This window comes from Sphingomonas sp. EU05-FHT14C10 (assembly GCF_058790595.1).
On sequence record NZ_JBYTEN010000009.1, the window covers coordinates 20,791 to 38,579 of the forward strand.

Sequence of the window (17,789 nt, forward strand, 5' to 3'; positions counted from 1 at the left end):
CGGGTGGGGGAGAGGGCCGGTGCCGAACCCGAACTTAGGCACAAGTGCAAAGATCCGCCCAGCGCGCGCCGGTGAGTTCGGCGAGGCGATCGGGCGAGATGCGCACCGAGCTGGTGCGCGATCCGGCGGCGGGATAGACGATGTCGAAATCGCGCAGCGACAGATCGCAATAGACCGCCATAGGCGTCGCCAGCGCGAAGGGGCAGACGCCGCCCACGGGATGGCCGGTCAGCGCCTCGGCCTCCTCGGCGCCCAGCATGCGCGGGCGGCCGCCCAGCGCATCCTTGACCTTGCGATTGTCGAGCCGCGCATCGCCGCGCGCGACGATCAGCACCACCGCCTCGCCGACGCGCACCGACAGCGTCTTGGCGATCCGCGCCGGCTCTACGCCCAGCGTGGCGGCGGCCTCGATCACCGTGGCGGTGCTGGCGGATTGCTCGATGATCTCGACGTCGGGGGCGTGCGCGGCGAGGAAGGTGCGGACCGATTCAAGGCTCATGCGCCGAGCATGGCGGCATATGCGACGTCAATCCAGTGGCCGCTCCGGCTTTTTTGGTGCGCGCGGAGAGCAAGGCAGCGTGACGACGGTTCGTGTAGGGAATGGCGGAAAAGCGCGATTCCGCCCTCTGGAAGTTGACAAAGTTGAGAGGCCGGAGGGGTATTCTCAACTTCGGAGTCCGGGCGATGTCAAAGAGCCGGGCGGAATGCGCCAGCGGTCAGGATAGCATCGGGAGGGGGGTGTAGGACAGGGCGGGGGTTTTGGTCGGAGGGCAGCGAACGATCGTCGACGTTTGTGTGACCGAGGATGGCTGTCAAATATGGCTAACAATTGTCGTTCGGAGGAAGGGAGGTCAGTCGGCTTTACGCCCTATTATCGGACATCGAGAGCCGACTTTTCAGAATACAAAAGCCGTCATTCATTCAGAATTCCTCGCCCGCGCTGGCAGCGCAAACGTCAAACTACAGGTTATATGGTCGGAGGTTCGAGTCATCCCGCCGTGATCGCTCAACAGGTCGATATCTGCTGAAACGCATCGGCTATAGTCTGCGGGCAAAATTCTGGATAATCCGTGATGACCACTTCGGAGATCCGCCGCACCAAGACGCCACGATTGCGAGTATATCGCTTTAACGGATCGAAGGTAGAAGCGAGGATGCCCTCAAGTTCGTGGCCACTGATCGACGCATAGCGTTTTCTGATTCGAACCGACGCTCCGCCCAGATATCCGATATCGATTAACGTGCCATCATCATCGGAAAGCACAATAACGTTCTGCACCGTGTCCGCCAAGTGCTGCAGGCCCGACGGGTCCAGCGCATCAACGGCGCGCGGACTCATTTGCAGGTTCGGGAGCGGCATCCGCTCAAGAACCATAAGCATGCCGATCAGGAGCGGATCGAGCAGGATGTTCTCGACGGTATAGTGGGAGCCCGCGCCGATGACCCGCACGCGTTCGGTCGGAACTGCCTTTGCGTCCCAATCGATCAGGCCATAGACAGAGCTCACGCTCCGAGCGGCCAAGTCACCCACGATCTGCCGGACGACAGCTTCCCCCGCGTGCATCTCGTCGCCAGCGCCGACCGTGACGACCTTACTCTTGTCACGAATGCTCGTGCCGATGAAATTCAGCTCCTTGTTCAGCGAAAGCCGGGGTTTGATGGCCGCGTAGATTTTCTCGAAGGCTGCCGCGTCAGTATCGCTTTCACAGAATACCTGCCGCCGCCCGGAATAATCGATCGACAGAGTAGGGACGCCGAACGTGAGTTTGTTGATCGCTTCCTGCTTCGACACACGCTGAGGGCGTCCGTCCACCATCGCGAAGATAGATTCGTCAGGTGCCAGAGCGACAGTGGTCGGCGAGTGGGTCGTCAGAATCACCCGGATGCCGAGTTCACCCACAATCCCCCGTTCGATCGCGCTCAGCCAGCGCTGAACCATCTCCGGATGAAGTGAGGCATCCATCTCGTCCAGCAGCAAAAGCTGAGGCCTCTGAAAGCCGACCATCGCGGGGTTAGGCCGCATGACGCTGACGGCGAAACGGAGCAGAACCTGTTCACCGGACGACAGATCGCTGAAGGCCAACTCGTCTGCACGTCCCTCCATACGAAGTCGAAAGCGGACCGGCTGATCCATTTCGTGCGGCGGCGGTACAACCTCGAACGCCAGTCCCATCGCGGATATCAATGTCGTGACGGTCTCCCACGGCGGTGGCCCATACTTCGTAACGAACTGTTCAGGATTGAGAAATTGCTTGTTCGGATCCCGTTTGGCCTGCAATTCGTCGAGGTCGTTGGCCACCAGCCGATCGCGATAAGCACCAAACAACTCAACAATGTTCGGCTGAAACATCTGCACAGAGATGCGAGACCGAATGGCATCGGTCATCTCCTGCGTCACTTCCAGTCCAGTGACGCCAAATTCAGTCTGCGCGATGCGAAGATCGTTGAAGAATATGCTGCTCGCCGGATCCGGTGTAGCGATGTGCGTCTTAAGTGCGTCTGCAGCATCCAGAAAGACCGCGACAATTTGTTGAACGCGCGGGTCAGGTTCCGTTAATCCGGCGCGGTGTGAAAGTTCGGAAGGTCCTAGACGCCAAGGATCTTCTTGCGGCGTCAGCAAATCGTCCAAATTTCTTCCGAGCAGGTCGGTCAAGCGCCTCCGGACAGAGAGCAGCAGTTCCGCCCGCTTATTCTCGAAAGCGTACATCGGATGGAGCATCGGCCGGGGCTGTGGGGCGGCATTCCCAAACCGTTCGCCCAGCTTGCTTGCGCGTTCAGAAGCGAACTGGCCGTCCGTATCGGCCCAGTTTCGGAGCAGAGTAATTTGTGGGTGCCCGGACAGTGGTGTGGGCGATAAATAACCAGTCGGCACCCCCGGAGGCGGCGTCAGCGGGACCAATTGTCCAAACAGGTCGCAGTGAATGCTCTGCATATGCAGGCCATTGAGCAACTGGCTTTTCCCGCTGCCGTTCAGCCCGGTAAGTATGGTAAGCGTCGGAAGCTCGATCGGCTCGAAGCGGGGTATCGCCTTATATCTTTCGAATGCTGCGATCTTCATTGCCCGGATCTCATCCATAGTCTGTGACACGAATCCTATCCATGTAACTTATGCTCCGTCCACCGTCAGCGCCGGGTGATACGGCGCGCCCACCACAAGTGATGTCACGGTCACCTGCAGCCTTTCGCGTCCACTTGCAGGTAAGCCGACATTCCGCAAACGGCCCAAAGTCCAGCATAGCTTGGGGGCGGGTAGGCTTGGGGCGAATGTCCATTCCTGCGAGGAGCCTTAACCCGACGCGCACTCCATGAGCGCTAATTTCTTCCGCCGTTATTATCGCGGACGGTCAGCGAAAAGCACATGGCCACCGCTCGCGCCTGTCTCACCCCACCTCCGCCCCCAGAATCGCTTCCTCCACCTCGCGCAGGCGGTCCTTGCCGAAATAGATTTCGCCGTCGACGAAGAAGGTCGGTGAGCCGAAGGCGCCGCGTTCGACGGCCTGGGTGGTGTTGTCGATCAGCTGCTGCTTGACGCCGGCATCCTGCACCAGTTCGCCCAGCTCGCGCGCGGGGAGGCCGGCTTCGGCGAGCGCCGCCATCAGCACGGCGGGGTCGTCCATCTTGCGGCAATCGGCCCACATATAATCGAACATCGCATCGACATAGCGATCGAACACCCCGATCCGCTGCGCGGCGACCGCGCCGCGCATCAGCACCAGCGTGTTGACGGGGAAGAAGGGGTTCATGCGGAACTCGGCGAGCCCGTGGCGCGCGACGAAGCGCTTCATCTCCAGATCGTCATAGTCGGGCTTGTTGCGGATATGGCCAAAGGCGGTGGCGGGGGACTGGTTGCCCGTCGCCTTGAAGATGCCGCCGAGGAGCACGGGCACATAATCGAAGGTCGCGCCGGTGCGCGCCTCGATCCCGGGGATCATGCGGTGGCAGAGATAGGCGTTGGGGCTGCCGAAATCGAAGAGGAACTCAACCTTCGCCATGGCTCACCACGTCTCCCCATAAGGCCGGATCTCCTGCTCGAAGGTCCAGGCGGCGGGCTTCTGATCGAACAGCGCCCAATAGGCTTCGGCGACGGCGGCGGGGGGCATGAGCTGATCGGGCGGCAGATTGTCCAGCGCTTCGGCGCCCTGGCGTTGCGCGATCATCTGGCGCACCCACTGGGTATCGACGCCGGCATCGATGATGAGGTGCGCGACATGAATGCCCTGCGGCCACAGCTCGCGCGCCATGGACTGGGCGACGGCGCGGATGCCGAACTTGGCCGAGGCGAAGGCGGCATAGCCCTTGCCGCCGCGCAGCCCCGCCGTGGCGCCGGTGAAGAAGATCTTGCCCCGGCCGCGCGGCAGCATGATCCGCGCCGCCTCCCGCCCCGTCACGAAACCCGCGAAGCAGGCCATTTCCCATACCTTGCGAAAGACGCGGTCGGTCGTCTCGAGGATGGGGAAATTGACGTTGGCGCCGACGTTGAAGATGCACAGCTCAAGCGGCGCGAGGGCATCGGTCTCGGCGAGGAAGGCGGTGACGTCCTCGGGCTCGCGCGCATCGAGCGAGCGGCCGTGCGCGGTGCCGCCCGCCGCCCTGATCTCGGCCAGCAGCGGCTCCAGCTTCTCGCCGTTGCGGCGGCCGACATGGACGACATAGCCTTCGCGCGCGAAGCGTTTCGCGATTTCCGATCCGATATAGTCGCCGGCGCCCACGATCGCGACCGAGCCCTTCGTCGTCATATCAAGCCATCCTCTGCACGGCGGAATCGATGTCAATCGACTCGTCCATTTGATATATGTGTATCTACACATTATAAGCAGCGTCAACGCATCACAGGATCTGGATCATGCAGCAGGTGCCCGAACGGCGATCGATCGATTATCTGGAGGAGCTGCGCCACAGCCCGCATGTCTGCCTGGCCGAAGGGCTGCGCGCGGCCAATCGCGCGGTGGGCAAAATCTATGCGGCGCACATGGCCGGGGCGGAGGTGAGCCCGGCGCAGTCGTCGTTGCTGACGCGGCTCTATTATCTGCGCGAGGCGACGATGAGCGACCTTGCCGCGCATATGGAGACCGACCGGACGACGATGGCGCGCAACGTCGATCTGCTGCGGCGGAGCGGGCATGTCGAGATCGTCACCGGGCGCGAGGACCGGCGGCGGAAGCTGGTCAGGATGACCGACAAGGGCTTTGCGGCGCTGGAACAGTCGCTGCCGCTATGGCGCGAGGCGCAGGAGGCGCTGCGCACGGCGCTGGGCGAGGCGATGTGGGCGAGCCTGCTGGGCGAGACGCGCGAGCTGGCGCGGCTGGGCGGACTGGCGCATGACCGGCGGGAGCGTTTCTGCTGAGGTGGAAACGGCACCGGCCCGCTCCCCCACCCGGCCTCCCACTCAGTGTATCATCGATGGGAGGCCGGGTGGGGGAGCGGGCCGGCGCCGCGCATGATCCAGCCTTGCCGGATCAGTTTGCAACGATGTGGGGAGATGGTGCCCAGGGACGGGATCGAACCGCCGACACTGCGATTTTCAGTCGCATGCTCTACCAACTGAGCTACCTGGGCATCGCCGCGAATGCGGGAAGCGCGGCCTATAGAGGCGGTTGGGGGGTGCTGTCCAGCCCGTCCGTATCACTATCGTGCGCGGGAACGCGGTAGGCGTCGCCCAGCCAGTTGAGCAGATCGCGGTCGCGGCAGCCCTGGCTGCAGAAGGGCTTGTGCGCAGCGGCTACGGACTTGCCGCAGAGCGGGCAGGCGTCAGAGGGGGCGGGCTTCGACATGCCCCGCCGATATGGCGAGCCCGGGCTCCGCCCGCAAGGCGACAGGCGCGCCCAGCCGGCGCGAGAGCATGTCGATCCAGCCGCGATTCGCATCGACGATCGCGACGACGGCGGGCGCCGCGACAAGGGTGCGCGCGCCGACGCCGCTGCCGCGCTCGGCCCGGCGGAGCAGCGCGAGCGCCGCAGCAAGCGCGGGATCGCCGCGCAGCAATTCGGGCAACGAAGCGCGCTCGCGGCGGCGGACGATCTGGAGGAAGCCGAAGCCGTTAACCGCCGTGCGCTCGAAGGGCAGGGGAAGCGCGGCATCGAGCGCGGCGGCCGCCGCCTGCCGCGCCGTGCGATCGGGCATGGTCGGCAGATCGATGCCGATCGATCCGCCGATATCGAGCCGCCTTATCGCTTCGCCCGCGGCAGCCGCGCCCGCGATGGCCAGCGCCGCGGGATCGAGCGTGCCGTCTATGTCGATCAGCGTCATCGCCGGCGTTGGGCTGATGCGCAGGCCGCCGCCGGGGAAGGCGATGTCGCCGCTGGCCGCTTCCTCGAGCGCCTCGCTCCAGCCGGCTTCCTCGAGCGCATCGGGCGCGTGCGTGAGGAGGGGGCGGACGGGAATGTCGGTCAGGGCGAGTCGTTCGGCGAGCGTCGGGCCGGGGGAGGGCTGCGCGTCGGCAGGTGCCGCGACGGTCTTGGCGCGCTTGGGGTGGCCGGGCTCGGCGATCGCCTCACGCGTGACGAGGGCGAGGAAGCGGCCGCCTTCGGTCAGGCCGGCGGGGACGGGCTCGACCAGCGCCTCGTGCCCGCCCTCGATCAGCGCGATGCCGCGCCGGCGCGGGATAAGCTGGCGGACGAGGCGCGCGGGGAGGATCGCGCCGGCGCGAACGCCGCCATCGTCACGCTCGATGCGTGCCTCGATGATGCGGCCGTGCGCGACCAGCGCGGCGCGCGCCTCGCCGATGCCCTGTTCGAACAGCCATTCAGCCAAGGGGATAGCCGGCGGCGACGAGCAGCGCGCGCGTCTCGAACAGCGGCAGGCCGACGACGCCCGAATGGGTGCCCGAGATGAAGCGCACGAAGGCTTCGGCGCGGCCCTGGATGGCATAGCCGCCGGCCTTGCTCAGCCCCTCGCCGCACGCGACATAGGCGTCGACTTCCTGCGCGGTCAGCCGTTTGAACGCGACGACCGTGTCGGCGATCCGCGTGCGCAGCCGACCCTCGCCGTCGATCAGTGCGACCGCGCTCAATGCGTGATGGCGCCGGCCCGACAGCAGGCCGAGCAGGCGGCGCTGGATCTTTTCGTCGTCGGCGGGGGGAAGAATGCGGCGGCCGAGCGCGATCGTCGTATCGCCCGCGATCACCAGATCGCCGGGCTGGCGCGCGACTGCCGCCGCTTTCTCCGCCGCAAGGCGCAGGGCATAGGTGCGGGGCAACTCGTCCGGCTGCGGGCTTTCGTCGATTTCGGGCGCGGCGATCGCATCGGGCACGACGCCGATGCGCGCGAGCAGATCGCGGCGGCGCGGGCTCGACGAGGCGAGGATCAGCCGCAAGGGCCGCCCGCCTATTTGAAGCGGTAGGTGATTCGACCCTTGGTAAGGTCGTAGGGCGTCAGCTCGACCAGCACCTCGTCACCGACGAGGACGCGGATGCGGTTCTTGCGCATCTTGCCGGCGGTGTGGCCGAGGATTTCATGGTCATTCTCGAGCCGGACGCGGAACATGGCGTTGGGCAGGAGCTCGACCACCTGGCCGCGCATTTCGAGCAGTTCTTCTTTAGCCAAACAGAGCCTCTAGCGTGCAGGAATTCTGGAAACGGGGCGCCTTAGCGGATGGCGCGCCAAAAGTGAAGCTATGGTGCGATGCTGCGCGACATCAATCCCATTTTGCGGCAGTTTCGTATCGCGCCTGACGACTGGGTCAGATCAGGCTGCCCTGGGCGCCGGGCTGGTGCGAGGGGCGCTGCTCGACGCGCGGCGCGCGGCGATTGGGGCTGACGAGCGGCGGCAGGCGTGGGCTGCGCTCGGCAAAAAGCTCGGCGAGCGTGAAGATCTGGAGTGCGGGAAAGCGGCCGAATTCGGTCTCGATCACGCCGTGGCTCGCCGCTTCCTGCTCCATGCCGCGCGTGGGAAGCGCGGCGCAGACGAACAGGCCCAGTTGATGCTTGTCGCGCGCCATCACGCGGCCGAGATCACGGACCATCGCCGGATTGACGTTGTTGCCGGCCTTGACCGAGATCACCCCGGTCTCGATCTTCCTACCTTCGCCGACATAGTAGAAATGGCCATCGACCCCGCGATCGCCACCCTTGCGGCCGCCCATCCACGGCCAGCCGCCAAGCCGCAGCGTGATCCACGCCTGGAACTGGTGTGGATCGTCGACGGCGAGTCGCTGGGCGCTTTCGAGATCGGCGGGAACGCCGATCGTCTCGAACCGCGCAGTCTCGCCATAACCGTCGCGCAGCCTTTTCTCGATCAGTCCGATCGCGAGATGCGTGACGTCGATGCCGATCCAGTGCCGCCCGAGCTTCTGCGCGGCATCGACCGCCGTGCCGCAGCCGCAGAAGGGATCAAGCACGATATCGCCGGGATTGGAGGAGGCGGAGATGATGCGTTCGAGCAGACCAATGGGTTTCTGGGTGGGGTAGCCCAGGCGTTCACAGTCGCCCTGAGCGTTAAGCCAGCGAACATCCTCGTCGATTGCCTCGTCGCTGCCGTAAAGAGCGCCCCGTGTATGGGGCTGGTAAGCCCAAATGTCCTGCAGCAGCATGCCCGGGCTGCGATCCAAATATTGCCGATAGGTCGGCAGACCTCCTCCGTCTGCCGGTGGGAAATCTATGACGCCCAACGCAGCGAGGGCATCCAGCTTATCATGTTGAGGTAACTCAGGATCGATGCCCAGCGCCGAGACCAAGTCGCTTGGCACTGCCCAATGGCGTTTTGCGGCAGTAGGGTCATATCCCCGCCAAGGCTTACCAGATTCGCCGCCGCGAATGCCGGCGCCATGTATCGAATTGGTCCAGTATCGCCCTCGCTCGTCGGCTTTCCGGAAATAGGCCTGAACATGCCCGTTCAAATAGGGCCGAAAGACGGGACGATGCTCGTAGATCGCGCTTCTTCTGTAGAAATGAATTACGTCGTGCACCGGTCCGAAACGCTGGGCGTTGTTGTGCGAACCGGTGCGGCGCCAAATGATCTCGTTAAGCCAATTTTCCGCCCCGAACACCGCGTCCAGCACCAGCTTGAGATAATGGCTCGCGGTCGGATCGCAGTGGAGATAGAGGCTACCGGTAGGCTTGAGCACGCGGTGAAGCTCGACGAGGCGGACGGCCATCATCGCCAGATAGGCCATCATCGCATTCTCGCCGATCGCGTCGCGCATCGCCTGCATCATCACATGGAGGCGGTGATTGCCGCTCTGCGCGATGTCGAGCAGCGCCTCGGCCGCCGCCGGGCCCCAGCTCCATGTGTCGTCGAATGCCTCGATGCTGGCGTCGGCGCCTTTGCCGGTCGGGGACTTGAACAGGATATTGTAGCTGGCGTTCGAGTTGAACGGCGGATCGAGATAGATGAGATCGACGCTGGCGCTTTCGACCTCGCGGCGCAGCACGTCGAGATTGTCGCCATAATAGAGCCGGTTGCCGGGGTCGTTCCGCATGCAGAAACAGTGCCCGCTTGTCCGGCCTGAGGAGAGGCCTTCCCTGTCCGTTATGGAGAGGCGGACCGGTTCGGCGCGATCAATCGTCTCCGCTTTGGACGAAAAAATCCCCGCCCGTTGCCGGGCGGGGAAGCATCGTCGGGTCTGACGATCTGCGGGGCGCTCAGCCTGCCGCGTGCGCGAGCGCGGCGAGGAGGAGGAGCGCGACGATGTTGGTGATCTTGATCATCGGGTTGACGGCGGGGCCGGCGGTGTCCTTGTAGGGATCGCCCACCGTGTCGCCGGTGACGGCGGCCTTGTGGGCCTCGCTGCCCTTGCCGCCATAGTTGCCGTCCTCGATATATTTCTTCGCATTGTCCCACGCGCCGCCGCCCGAGGTCATCGAGATGGCGACGAACAGCCCCGAGACGATGACGCCGAGAAGCAGCGCGCCGGTGGCCGCGAAGCCCTGCGCCTGCCCGGCGACGGCGGTGATCACGAAATAGACGATGATCGGCGCCAGCACCGGCAGCAGCGAGGGCACGATCATCTCGCGGATCGCCGCCTTGGTGACGAGATCGACGGTGCGGGCATAGTTGGGCCGGCTCGTCCCTTCCATGATCCCCGGATTGTCGCGGAACTGCGCGCGCACTTCCTCGACCACCGCGCCGGCCGCTCGGCCGACCGCCGTCATGCCGATGCCGCCGAACAGATAGGGCAGCAGCGCGCCGAGCAGCAGCCCGACGATGACATAGGGGTTGGACAGGGTGAAATCGACCGTGAGGCTGGGGAAGAATATCCCCAGATCGGTGGTGTAGGCGCCGAACAGGACGAGCGCGGCGAGCGCCGCCGAGCCGATCGCATAGCCCTTGGTCACCGCCTTGGTGGTGTTGCCGACGGCGTCGAGCGCGTCGGTCTTGTGGCGCACCTCGTCCTCGAGCCCCGCCATTTCGGCGATGCCGCCGGCATTGTCGGTGACCGGGCCATAGGCGTCGAGCGCGACGACCATGCCGGCGAGCGCAAGCATCGCGGTCGCCGCGAAGGCGATACCGATGATGCCGGCGATCTGATAGGCGGCGATCACCGCGACGACGATCACCAGCGTCGGCAGCGCGGTCGATTCAAGGCTGATCGCGAGGCCCTGGATCACGTTGGTGCCGTGGCCGGTTTCCGAGGCCTTGGCGATCGACTTGACCGGGCGATAGCGTGTGCCGGTATAATATTCGGTGATCCATACGAGCAGGCCGGTGACGGCAAGCCCGATGAGCATGCACCAGAACAGCTTCATGCCGGTCAGCGCGCCGACCACGCCGGTGGTCGCGCTGGCGACGACGGTGCCGTCGGGGAAGCCCTCCGCCGCGCCGCTGAGGAAGGTTTCCGCCCCGCCGATCGGGCGGTGCATGTCGCCCAATACATATTGGGTGGCGAAATAGAGCGCGACGGCAGACAGCGCCGCCGTGACCCAGAAGCCCTTGTAGAGCGCGCCCATGATCGATCCGCTCGACCCCAGCCGCACGAAATAGGTGCCGATGATCGAGGTGATGATGCACACGCCGCCGACCATCAGGGGCAGCGCCATCAGCGCGGTCAGCTCGGTCGTCGAGGTCTGCACGAGCAGGGCGATCGACACCATCGTGGTGCCGAGCGTGACGACATAGGTTTCGAACAGGTCGGCCGCCATGCCCGCACAGTCGCCGACATTGTCGCCGACATTGTCGGCGATCACCGCCGGGTTGCGGGGGTCGTCCTCGGGGATGCCTGCCTCGACCTTGCCGACGAGGTCCGCGCCGACGTCCGCCGCCTTGGTGAAGATGCCGCCGCCCAAGCGCGCGAAGATCGAGATGAGCGAGGCGCCGAAGGCCAGCGCCACGAGGCTGTCGATCACGATGCGCTCGTCGGGCGTATGGCCGCCCGGCCCGGTCAGATACCAGAAGAAGCCCGCGATCGCGAGCAGGCCGAGGCCCGCCACCAGCATGCCGGTGATCGCACCCGACCGGAAGGCGAGGGTGAGCCCGCTTTGCAGCGAGCTGCGCGCCGCCTCCGCCGTGCGCACGTTCGCGCGCACCGAGATGTTCATGCCGATATAGCCGGCGACGCCCGAAAGCAGCGCGCCGACGATGAAGCCGATCGCCGAGACCAGCCCCAGAAACCAGAAGACGAGCAGCGCGACGACGACGCCGACGATCGCGATGGTCCGATATTGGCGGCCGAGATAGGCCTGTGCGCCTTCCTGGATGGCGCCGGCTATCTCCTGCATCCTTTCATTGCCCGGCGATGCGGCGAGAACCTGCCGGCCGGTGACGAGTCCGTACAGAACCGCAATCGCGCCACAGATAATGGCAAGCGAGACTACTGACATCCGCTGCTCCTTCCCCTGGATTCGCAGGTCGGGCCAAGTCGCCAGCCTGCTTTATTGTTGGGACAAGGTATAGAGGGCGATTTTTCGATTTGACAAGCGGTTGGTCGGTGTTCCGCCTTGCGCCGGATTGCGGCACCGGCCCGCTCCCCCACCCGGCCTCCCACTCAGTGTACCCTAGATGGGAGGCCGGGTGGGGGAGAGGGCAGGCGCCGCCAACGCAATGCGCTCTCTCGCGCATTGCCACGCCAACGCTCAGCCGTGGAGATAGCCCAGGCGATCGGGGAGCGGAACGGGGCGGCCGGCGTCGGTCAGCGTCAGGCCGCTGCCGTTCGAGAAACGGCCGACGGGCGTCGCGGCGACGGGCAGTTTCGCGTCCGGCGCCGCCGCGAACAGCAGCTGATAGTCATCGCCCGCCGTCGCGGCGGCAAGCGTCCCCATGCCCGAGGCGCTTACCACCTGCGACAGCGGTATGGCGTCGAGCGCGATGTCGAGCGCAAGGCCGCTTGCCTCGGCCATGCGCGCGGCGTCGAGCAGCAGCCCGTCCGACACGTCCATCATCGCGCTGACATGCGGGGCGAGCGCACGGCCCTGCGCGAGCAGGGGGGTCGGGCGGCGATAGGCGCTGATCGCGGTCTTGGGGCTCGTCTTGCCTGCCTTGAGGAGCGCGAGGCCGAGCGCGGCGTCGCCGATCATCCCCGTCACCCACAGGCGATCGCCGGCGCGCGCGCCGCTGCGCGAAGGCGCGATCGGGGCGCGGCCGATCGCGGTCAGCCCCAGCGTCAACGGCCCCCCCGCAGGCATCGCCACGGTGTCGCCGCCGAGCAGCGGCAGCGAGAAACGCTTGAGCGCCGCGCCCAGCCCGGCGACGAAATCGCGGTTCCACGCGGCATTGCCGGTCAGCCCTGCGCCGAGCAGGCAGCCGATCGGCGTCGCGCCCTTGGCGGCGAGATCGGAGAGGTTGACCGCCAGCAGCTTCCACGCGACGTCGGCGGGCGGATCGCCGGCAAGGAAATGCACGCCCTCGACGATCATGTCATGCGTCAGGACGAGATCGCCCAGCACCGCCGCGTCGTCGGCCAGCCCACGCGCGGCGGGATCGTCGGCGATGCCACGCAACGCCGCGATAAACTCATTCTCGGCAGCACTCATCCCTGCGTTCCGGCGCCCTCTGCGGGTTTCAACGTCACGTCGTCAGGTTCGACGCGAGCCGCATATGCGGTGCGCTGGCGGCGGCGCAACCAGTCGAGCGCCGGCTTCTCGACGAAATGCCACGAAGCGGCGGCGAAGGGGATGGTCAGCAGCAGATTGGCGAGGCCGAGCGTGTAGGGCGAGGTGAAGCCGAACAGGCCCTGCGCCACCATCATCACCGGGAAGGCGTAGATATACATGCCGTAGCTGTAATCGGGCCAGCTTGCCGAGATGGCGCGGGTGCGGGCGGTGAGGAAGCCGATGCACAGCGCGGCATAGGCGATGCACAGCTCGCGAATATGAAGGGCGGCGCCGGGCGCGAAGCGATAGGCGAGGATCGTCAGCACCACCAGCCCGGCGAGGATGAGCCAGCTGAGAGGGATGCGGTGGCGGAACTCATAGGCGGCGATGCCGATCGCGAAGGCCGTCCACAGCCGATCCCAGCTGTGAAGATTATACGCGATGGCGTGCCCGAGACGCGCCTCGATCCAGGCAGGGACGGCGGGCACGTCCCACAGCACGGCGAAGACCAGGCTGGCGGGCAGGATCAGGCGCAGCATCGCGGTGCGATTGGCGAGGCCGACGAGCGCGAGCGCGGCGAGCACGACATAGCAGCGCGCCTCCCATGGCAGTGTCCACAGCGATCCGTTGACCGAGCAGAGCTCGCCGCCGCACCAAAGCTCGGTCAGCCCATATTCGGCGCGCAGCAGGCTGAGATTGCCGGCGATGAAGCGCAGCGTTTCGCGGCCGAGCAGATAATCGCGCAACGACGCGGCGCTGAGGAAGGCGCCGACGATGACGGTCAGCAGCAGCATCACTGCGAGCCCCGGCCACAGGCGCGTGAGGCGCGCCATCAGGAAGCGGCCGACCGCGCCGTTCTGCGCGAGGCTGCGATAGACGAGGAAGCCGGACAGCGCGAAGAAGCCGTCGACCGCATAGTTGGAGATCGGCGCGCCGATCAGCCACATCAGATCGTCATAATCGCCCGGAACGAAGAGCGAGAAGCAGTGCGAGTAGATGACCGATGCGGCGAGGATCAGGCGGGTGATCGTAAGATTATTCGCGCTGGGACGCAGATAATGGTCGTCGATCCGCATCATTCGCCCGAAACGTCCCCGCCGCCTTAACCGGGCCGAGCGCTATCATCGCCGGCCGGCCCGGGCAAGTTCAGGCGCGCACGCCCTTGGCGATCGCATCGAGCAGGCCGTTGACGAAACCGGTCTCGCGCTTGTCGTAGAAGGCGTGGGCGACGTCGACATATTCGCTGATCACGCTGCCCACCGGCACGTCGGCGCGCGCGAGCAGCTCATAGGTTCCGGCGCGCAGGATCTGGCGCATCGGGCGGTCGAGCCGCTCGAGGCTCCAGCCTTCGGCCAGCCTGGCGGTGATCAGCCCGTCAATCTCGTCGCGGCGGGCGTCGACACCCGAGACGAGATCGTCGAAGAAATCGACCTCGGCCTCGGCATATTCGACGTCCTCGATCGTCGCGCCGAGGCGATGATGATGGAATTCGTGGAGCAGCGCGCGCAGCGGCGTCTTCTCCATTTCCTGCTGGTACAGCGCCTGGACCGCGGCGAGGCGGGCGGCGGAGCGCGATTTGGATCGGGCGGGCTGGGTCATTGGCTTCTCTTTGCCGTTCGTGTCGAGCGAAGTCGAGACGCGTCCCTCGACTTCGCTCGGGACAAGCGGCCTTGCTATTTGAGGCGGATCGAAACCGAGGCGGCGTGGGCGGGAAGCCCTTCGGCCTCGGCGAGGGCGACGGCGGCGGGGCCGATCGCGGCAAGCGCGGCCTCGTCGCAGGAGAGGAAGCTGGTGCGCTTCATGAAATCGGTGACCGAAAGCCCCGACGAGAAGCGCGCGCGCCGCCCGGTGGGCAGCACATGGTTGGGGCCGCCGACATAGTCGCCGACGGCTTCGGGCGTGTGGCGGCCGATGAAGATCGACCCGGCGTGGCGGACGGCGTCGAAGATCGGCTGCGGATCGGCGACGGCAAGCTCGAGATGCTCGGGCGCGAGGCGATCGACCAGCGGCGCGGCATCGATCAGCGCCGGCACGACGATGATCGCGCCGTTCGCATCCCAGCTCGCGCGCGCCGTGGCTTCGGTCGCGAGCAGCTTGAGCCGCGCCTCGACTGCATCGGCGACGGCATCGGCGAAACCGGCGTCGTCGGTGAACAGGATCGACTGGCTGGTCGGATCATGCTCGGCCTGGCTGAGCAGGTCGGCGGCGATCCATGCCGGGTCGTTGGCGGCATCGGCGACGACGACGATCTCGCTCGGCCCCGCGACCATGTCGATCCCGACCACGCCGAACAGCTGGCGCTTGGCCTCGGCCACCCAGGCGTTGCCGGGGCCGGTGATGACGTCGACCGGGGCGATGCGCCCGGTGCCATAGGCAAGCGCGGCGATCGCCTGCGCGCCGCCGACGCGCCAGATCTCGTCGATCCCGGCGATCTCGGCAGCGGCGAGGACGAGCGGATTGATCGCGCCGTCGGGCGTGGGCGTGACCATGGCAAGGCGCTCGACGCCCGCGACCTTGGCCGGAATGGCGTTCATCAGCAGCGAGCTGGGATAGGCGGCGCGGCCCCCCGGCACATAGAGGCCGGCGGCGTCGACAGCGCGCCAGCGTGCGCCGAGGCGGACGCCGGCGGCGTCGACGCGGTCGCTGTCCGCCGGCTTCTGCGCGGCATGGTAGGCGGCGATGCGCGTCGCCGCGAGATCGAGCGCGCGGCGCAGGTCGGGCGACAGGCCATCGAGCGCGGCGCGGCGATCGGCAGCGCTGACCGTCCAGCCCTCTGCATCGAGATCGAAGCGGTCGAAGCGCTCTGTATAATCGGCAAGCGCCGCGTCACCGCGTTCGCGCACACCGGCAATGATCGCCGCCACGTCGCGCGCGACATCGGGATCGGATTCGCGCCGCGCATTAACGAGCGCGGTGAAGGCGGCGGCGAAATCGGGCGTGGCGTCGTCGAGGCGGATCATGCGTGGCCCGTCCCGTCTCCGTTCGTCCCGAGCGCGGTCGAGGGACGTAGGGCATCGTGCGAACGTCCCTCGACTGCGCTCGGGACGAACGGGAGAGGAAGCTGAGCTTTCATCATGCGGCCTGCGCCTCGGCGGCGGCGCGGAATCCTTCGACGAGCGGCGCGACCTGCGCGGCGCGCAGCTTGAAGGCGGCGCGATTGACGATCAGCCGTGCCGAGACCTCGGCGATTACCTCGACCTCGACCAGCCCGTTCTCCTTGAGCGTGCGGCCCGAGGAGACGAGATCGACGATCCGGCTCGACAGGCCGAGCGAGGGCGCCAGCTCCATCGCTCCGTTGAGCTTGACGCATTCGGCCTGGATGCCGCGCGCCTCGAAATGGCGGGCGGTGAGGTGCGGATATTTGGTCGCGACGCGGACGTGGCTCCAGCCGCGCGGATCGTCGCTCTGCGCCAGCGCCGCCGGTTCGGCGATCGAGACGCGGCAGCGGCCGATGCCGAGGTCGACGGGGGCGTAAAGTTCCGAATAGTCGAATTCCATCAGCACGTCGGACCCGACGATGCCGAGCTGCGCCGCGCCGTGTGCGACGAAGGTCGCGACGTCGAAAGCGCGTACGCGGATCAGCGAGATATCCGGCCGGTTGGTCGAGAAGCGCAGCGCGCGGCTGCTCTCGTCGGCGAAGGCCGGTTCGGGCTCGATCCCGACGCGCGCGAGCAGGGGCAGCGCTTCCTCGAGGATGCGGCCCTTGGGTACGGCGATGATCAGCGGTTCGGACATTGCGGCGCGGCTTTACTTGGGGGCGGGGCTGAGGGCAACCAAGGGGCATGAACGAAAAGACGGTGCGCGAGGCGATCCTCAACCAGGCGCTCTATTGCGATCGATCGGGATCGCCCTTGACGGCGCGCATCTTGCGCGCGGTGGAGGCGGTGATCGACCGCGCGACAGTGACCGGCCTGCGCGTGCTCGACTGGCCCGGAGATCCGCGCGGGAGCGGGGATTCGGTGCCGCTGAGGATCGCGGGCGCGCTTCACGCTCTGGCGCGGATGGGCGACGCGACGCTGGCGCCTGTCTATGCGGGCGTGGAGACCGATCCCGATGCGATCGCCGGCGCGGTGCGCGCCGCCATCGTGGCGAACGACGCAGAGCTGGCGGGTTGGCTCGACTCACCGCCGCAGACCAACGAGACCGGACGCGCGGCGGCGATCATGGCGGGCCTGCTTTGGCTCTCCGACCGTTTCGACCTGCCCTTCGACCTGATCGAGCTGGGCGCGAGCGCGGGGCTCAACAGCAACCTCGATCGCTTCGCCTATCGGCTGGGCGCGACCGAGGCTGGGCTGGCGGGATCGCCGCTGCGGATCGAGCCCCTGTGGGACGGCGCGTCACCTCCGGCCGCCGATGTGCGCGTCGTCGCGCGGCGCGCGGTCGATCAGGCCCCGGTCGATGTCGGCGATGCCCGCGCGCGCGACCGGCTTCGCGCCTATGTCTGGCCCGATCAGGACGATCGCATCGCGCGGCTGGAGGCGGCGCTGGTGATCGCGGCGGACCATCCCCCGCAACTCGTACGAGGCGACGCGGCGGATTTCGTCGAGCAGGCGGTGGGCGAGGCGCAGGCCGACGGCACGATGCGCGTCGTCTGGCATACCATCTTCTGGACCTATCTGACGCCCGGGGCGCAGGCGCGGATCGAGGCGGCGTTGGCGGCGGCGGGAAGCAGGGCGACGGCGCGGCGGCCGCTTGCCTGGTTGCGCTATGAGTTGAACGGGATGGGCGGGGTGGCCGATCTGAAGCTCGATCTGTGGCCCGGCGGCGAGGCACGCGCGCTCGCCATCGGGCATCCGCACGTCAACGATCTAAAATGGCTTGGTTGAG

General features: G+C 66.5%; 17 protein-coding genes and 1 tRNA gene. 2 read left to right on the top strand and 16 right to left on the bottom strand.

From position 1 onward, the window contains the following. Positions 1-34: 34 nt before the first annotated feature. The 4 genes from AC3WT0_RS10625 to AC3WT0_RS10640 form a co-directional block, all read right to left on the bottom strand. A complete protein-coding gene (locus AC3WT0_RS10625; RefSeq protein WP_492753503.1) occupies positions 35-499 on the bottom strand; it encodes a YbaK/EbsC family protein in 465 nt (154 codons plus the stop codon). 507 nt (positions 500-1,006) lie between these two features. Continuing rightward, on the bottom strand, positions 1,007-3,058 hold the full coding sequence (locus AC3WT0_RS10630; protein WP_492753505.1) for an AAA family ATPase: 2,052 nt from the start codon (positions 3,056-3,058) through the stop codon (positions 1,007-1,009). A 322-nt stretch (positions 3,059-3,380) separates the two neighbouring features. Beyond that, on the bottom strand, positions 3,381-3,992 hold the full coding sequence (locus AC3WT0_RS10635) for a 2-hydroxychromene-2-carboxylate isomerase (RefSeq protein WP_492753506.1): 612 nt from the start codon (positions 3,990-3,992) through the stop codon (positions 3,381-3,383). Between the two features lie 3 nt (positions 3,993-3,995). Further along, positions 3,996-4,736, bottom strand: a complete 741-nt coding sequence (locus AC3WT0_RS10640) for an SDR family NAD(P)-dependent oxidoreductase (protein ID WP_492753507.1) — start codon at positions 4,734-4,736, stop codon at positions 3,996-3,998. A gap of 107 nt (positions 4,737-4,843) precedes the next feature. Here AC3WT0_RS10640 and AC3WT0_RS10645 point away from each other — a divergent pair, with 107 nt between their 5' ends. Beyond that, complete coding sequence (locus AC3WT0_RS10645) at positions 4,844-5,344, top strand: MarR family winged helix-turn-helix transcriptional regulator (RefSeq protein WP_492753508.1); 501 nt, start codon at positions 4,844-4,846, stop codon at positions 5,342-5,344. Positions 5,345-5,480: 136 nt separating this feature from the next. Here AC3WT0_RS10645 and AC3WT0_RS10650 read toward each other — a convergent pair. From AC3WT0_RS10650 to hisG, 12 genes are all read right to left on the bottom strand, one after another. Then, positions 5,481-5,556: transfer RNA gene (locus tag AC3WT0_RS10650), tRNA-Phe, on the bottom strand. Between the two features lie 26 nt (positions 5,557-5,582). Further along, complete coding sequence (locus AC3WT0_RS10655; protein WP_492753509.1) at positions 5,583-5,771, bottom strand: DNA gyrase inhibitor YacG; 189 nt, start codon at positions 5,769-5,771, stop codon at positions 5,583-5,585. Beyond that, complete coding sequence (locus AC3WT0_RS10660; RefSeq protein ID WP_492753510.1) at positions 5,749-6,750, bottom strand: ribonuclease; 1,002 nt, start codon at positions 6,748-6,750, stop codon at positions 5,749-5,751. Before AC3WT0_RS10660 ends, AC3WT0_RS10655 begins: the two co-directional genes overlap by 23 nt. Further along, positions 6,743-7,312, bottom strand: a complete 570-nt coding sequence (locus AC3WT0_RS10665) for a Maf family protein (RefSeq protein ID WP_492753511.1) — start codon at positions 7,310-7,312, stop codon at positions 6,743-6,745. Before AC3WT0_RS10665 ends, AC3WT0_RS10660 begins: the two co-directional genes overlap by 8 nt. A gap of 11 nt (positions 7,313-7,323) precedes the next feature. Further along, positions 7,324-7,542, bottom strand: a complete 219-nt coding sequence (gene infA / locus AC3WT0_RS10670; protein WP_003049127.1) for a translation initiation factor IF-1 — start codon at positions 7,540-7,542, stop codon at positions 7,324-7,326. A 136-nt stretch (positions 7,543-7,678) separates the two neighbouring features. Beyond that, entirely contained in the window at positions 7,679-9,415 is a 1,737-nt protein-coding gene (locus AC3WT0_RS10675; RefSeq protein WP_492753513.1) for a DNA methyltransferase, read from the bottom strand. Positions 9,416-9,578: 163 nt separating this feature from the next. Beyond that, positions 9,579-11,753, bottom strand: coding sequence for a sodium-translocating pyrophosphatase (locus tag AC3WT0_RS10680; RefSeq protein WP_492753514.1), 2,175 nt, complete (start codon positions 11,751-11,753; stop codon positions 9,579-9,581). A 252-nt stretch (positions 11,754-12,005) separates the two neighbouring features. After that, positions 12,006-12,902, bottom strand: coding sequence for a thiamine-phosphate kinase (gene thiL, locus AC3WT0_RS10685; protein ID WP_492753515.1), 897 nt, complete (start codon positions 12,900-12,902; stop codon positions 12,006-12,008). Next, the gene (locus AC3WT0_RS10690) at positions 12,899-14,041 is read right to left on the bottom strand and encodes an acyltransferase family protein (RefSeq protein ID WP_492753516.1); all 1,143 of its coding nucleotides are present in this window, start codon (positions 14,039-14,041) and stop codon (positions 12,899-12,901) included. Before AC3WT0_RS10690 ends, thiL begins: the two co-directional genes overlap by 4 nt. A 67-nt stretch (positions 14,042-14,108) precedes the next feature. Beyond that, positions 14,109-14,561 (bottom strand): transcription antitermination factor NusB, encoded by a 453-nt coding sequence (nusB, locus tag AC3WT0_RS10695; RefSeq protein ID WP_492753517.1) that lies wholly within the window; start codon positions 14,559-14,561, stop codon positions 14,109-14,111. 74 nt (positions 14,562-14,635) lie between these two features. After that, the gene (gene hisD, locus AC3WT0_RS10700) at positions 14,636-15,922 is read right to left on the bottom strand and encodes a histidinol dehydrogenase (protein ID WP_492753518.1); all 1,287 of its coding nucleotides are present in this window, start codon (positions 15,920-15,922) and stop codon (positions 14,636-14,638) included. 112 nt (positions 15,923-16,034) lie between these two features. Beyond that, complete coding sequence (gene hisG / locus AC3WT0_RS10705; RefSeq protein ID WP_492753519.1) at positions 16,035-16,697, bottom strand: ATP phosphoribosyltransferase; 663 nt, start codon at positions 16,695-16,697, stop codon at positions 16,035-16,037. Between the two features lie 47 nt (positions 16,698-16,744). Here hisG and AC3WT0_RS10710 point away from each other — a divergent pair, with 47 nt between their 5' ends. Next, positions 16,745-17,788 (top strand): DUF2332 domain-containing protein, encoded by a 1,044-nt coding sequence (locus AC3WT0_RS10710; RefSeq protein ID WP_492753520.1) that lies wholly within the window; start codon positions 16,745-16,747, stop codon positions 17,786-17,788. The last annotated feature ends 1 nt before the right edge of the window (position 17,789 follow it).

Coding starts and splice junctions, on each gene's coding strand:
- AC3WT0_RS10625 (WP_492753503.1), bottom strand. CDS start 499: ATGAGCCTTGAATCGGTCCGCACCTTCCTCGCCGCGCACGCCCCCGAC.
- AC3WT0_RS10630 (WP_492753505.1), bottom strand. CDS start 3,058: ATGAAGATCGCAGCATTCGAAAGATATAAGGCGATACCCCGCTTCGAG.
- AC3WT0_RS10635 (WP_492753506.1), bottom strand. CDS start 3,992: ATGGCGAAGGTTGAGTTCCTCTTCGATTTCGGCAGCCCCAACGCCTAT.
- AC3WT0_RS10640 (WP_492753507.1), bottom strand. CDS start 4,736: ATGACGACGAAGGGCTCGGTCGCGATCGTGGGCGCCGGCGACTATATC.
- AC3WT0_RS10645 (WP_492753508.1), top strand. CDS start 4,844: ATGCAGCAGGTGCCCGAACGGCGATCGATCGATTATCTGGAGGAGCTG.
- AC3WT0_RS10655 (WP_492753509.1), bottom strand. CDS start 5,771: ATGTCGAAGCCCGCCCCCTCTGACGCCTGCCCGCTCTGCGGCAAGTCC.
- AC3WT0_RS10675 (WP_492753513.1), bottom strand. CDS start 9,415: ATGCGGAACGACCCCGGCAACCGGCTCTATTATGGCGACAATCTCGAC.
- AC3WT0_RS10680 (WP_492753514.1), bottom strand. CDS start 11,753: ATGTCAGTAGTCTCGCTTGCCATTATCTGTGGCGCGATTGCGGTTCTG.
- thiL (WP_492753515.1), bottom strand. CDS start 12,902: ATGAGTGCTGCCGAGAATGAGTTTATCGCGGCGTTGCGTGGCATCGCC.
- AC3WT0_RS10690 (WP_492753516.1), bottom strand. CDS start 14,041: ATGATGCGGATCGACGACCATTATCTGCGTCCCAGCGCGAATAATCTT.
- nusB (WP_492753517.1), bottom strand. CDS start 14,561: ATGACCCAGCCCGCCCGATCCAAATCGCGCTCCGCCGCCCGCCTCGCC.
- hisD (WP_492753518.1), bottom strand. CDS start 15,922: ATGATCCGCCTCGACGACGCCACGCCCGATTTCGCCGCCGCCTTCACC.
- hisG (WP_492753519.1), bottom strand. CDS start 16,697: ATGTCCGAACCGCTGATCATCGCCGTACCCAAGGGCCGCATCCTCGAG.
- AC3WT0_RS10710 (WP_492753520.1), top strand. CDS start 16,745: ATGAACGAAAAGACGGTGCGCGAGGCGATCCTCAACCAGGCGCTCTAT.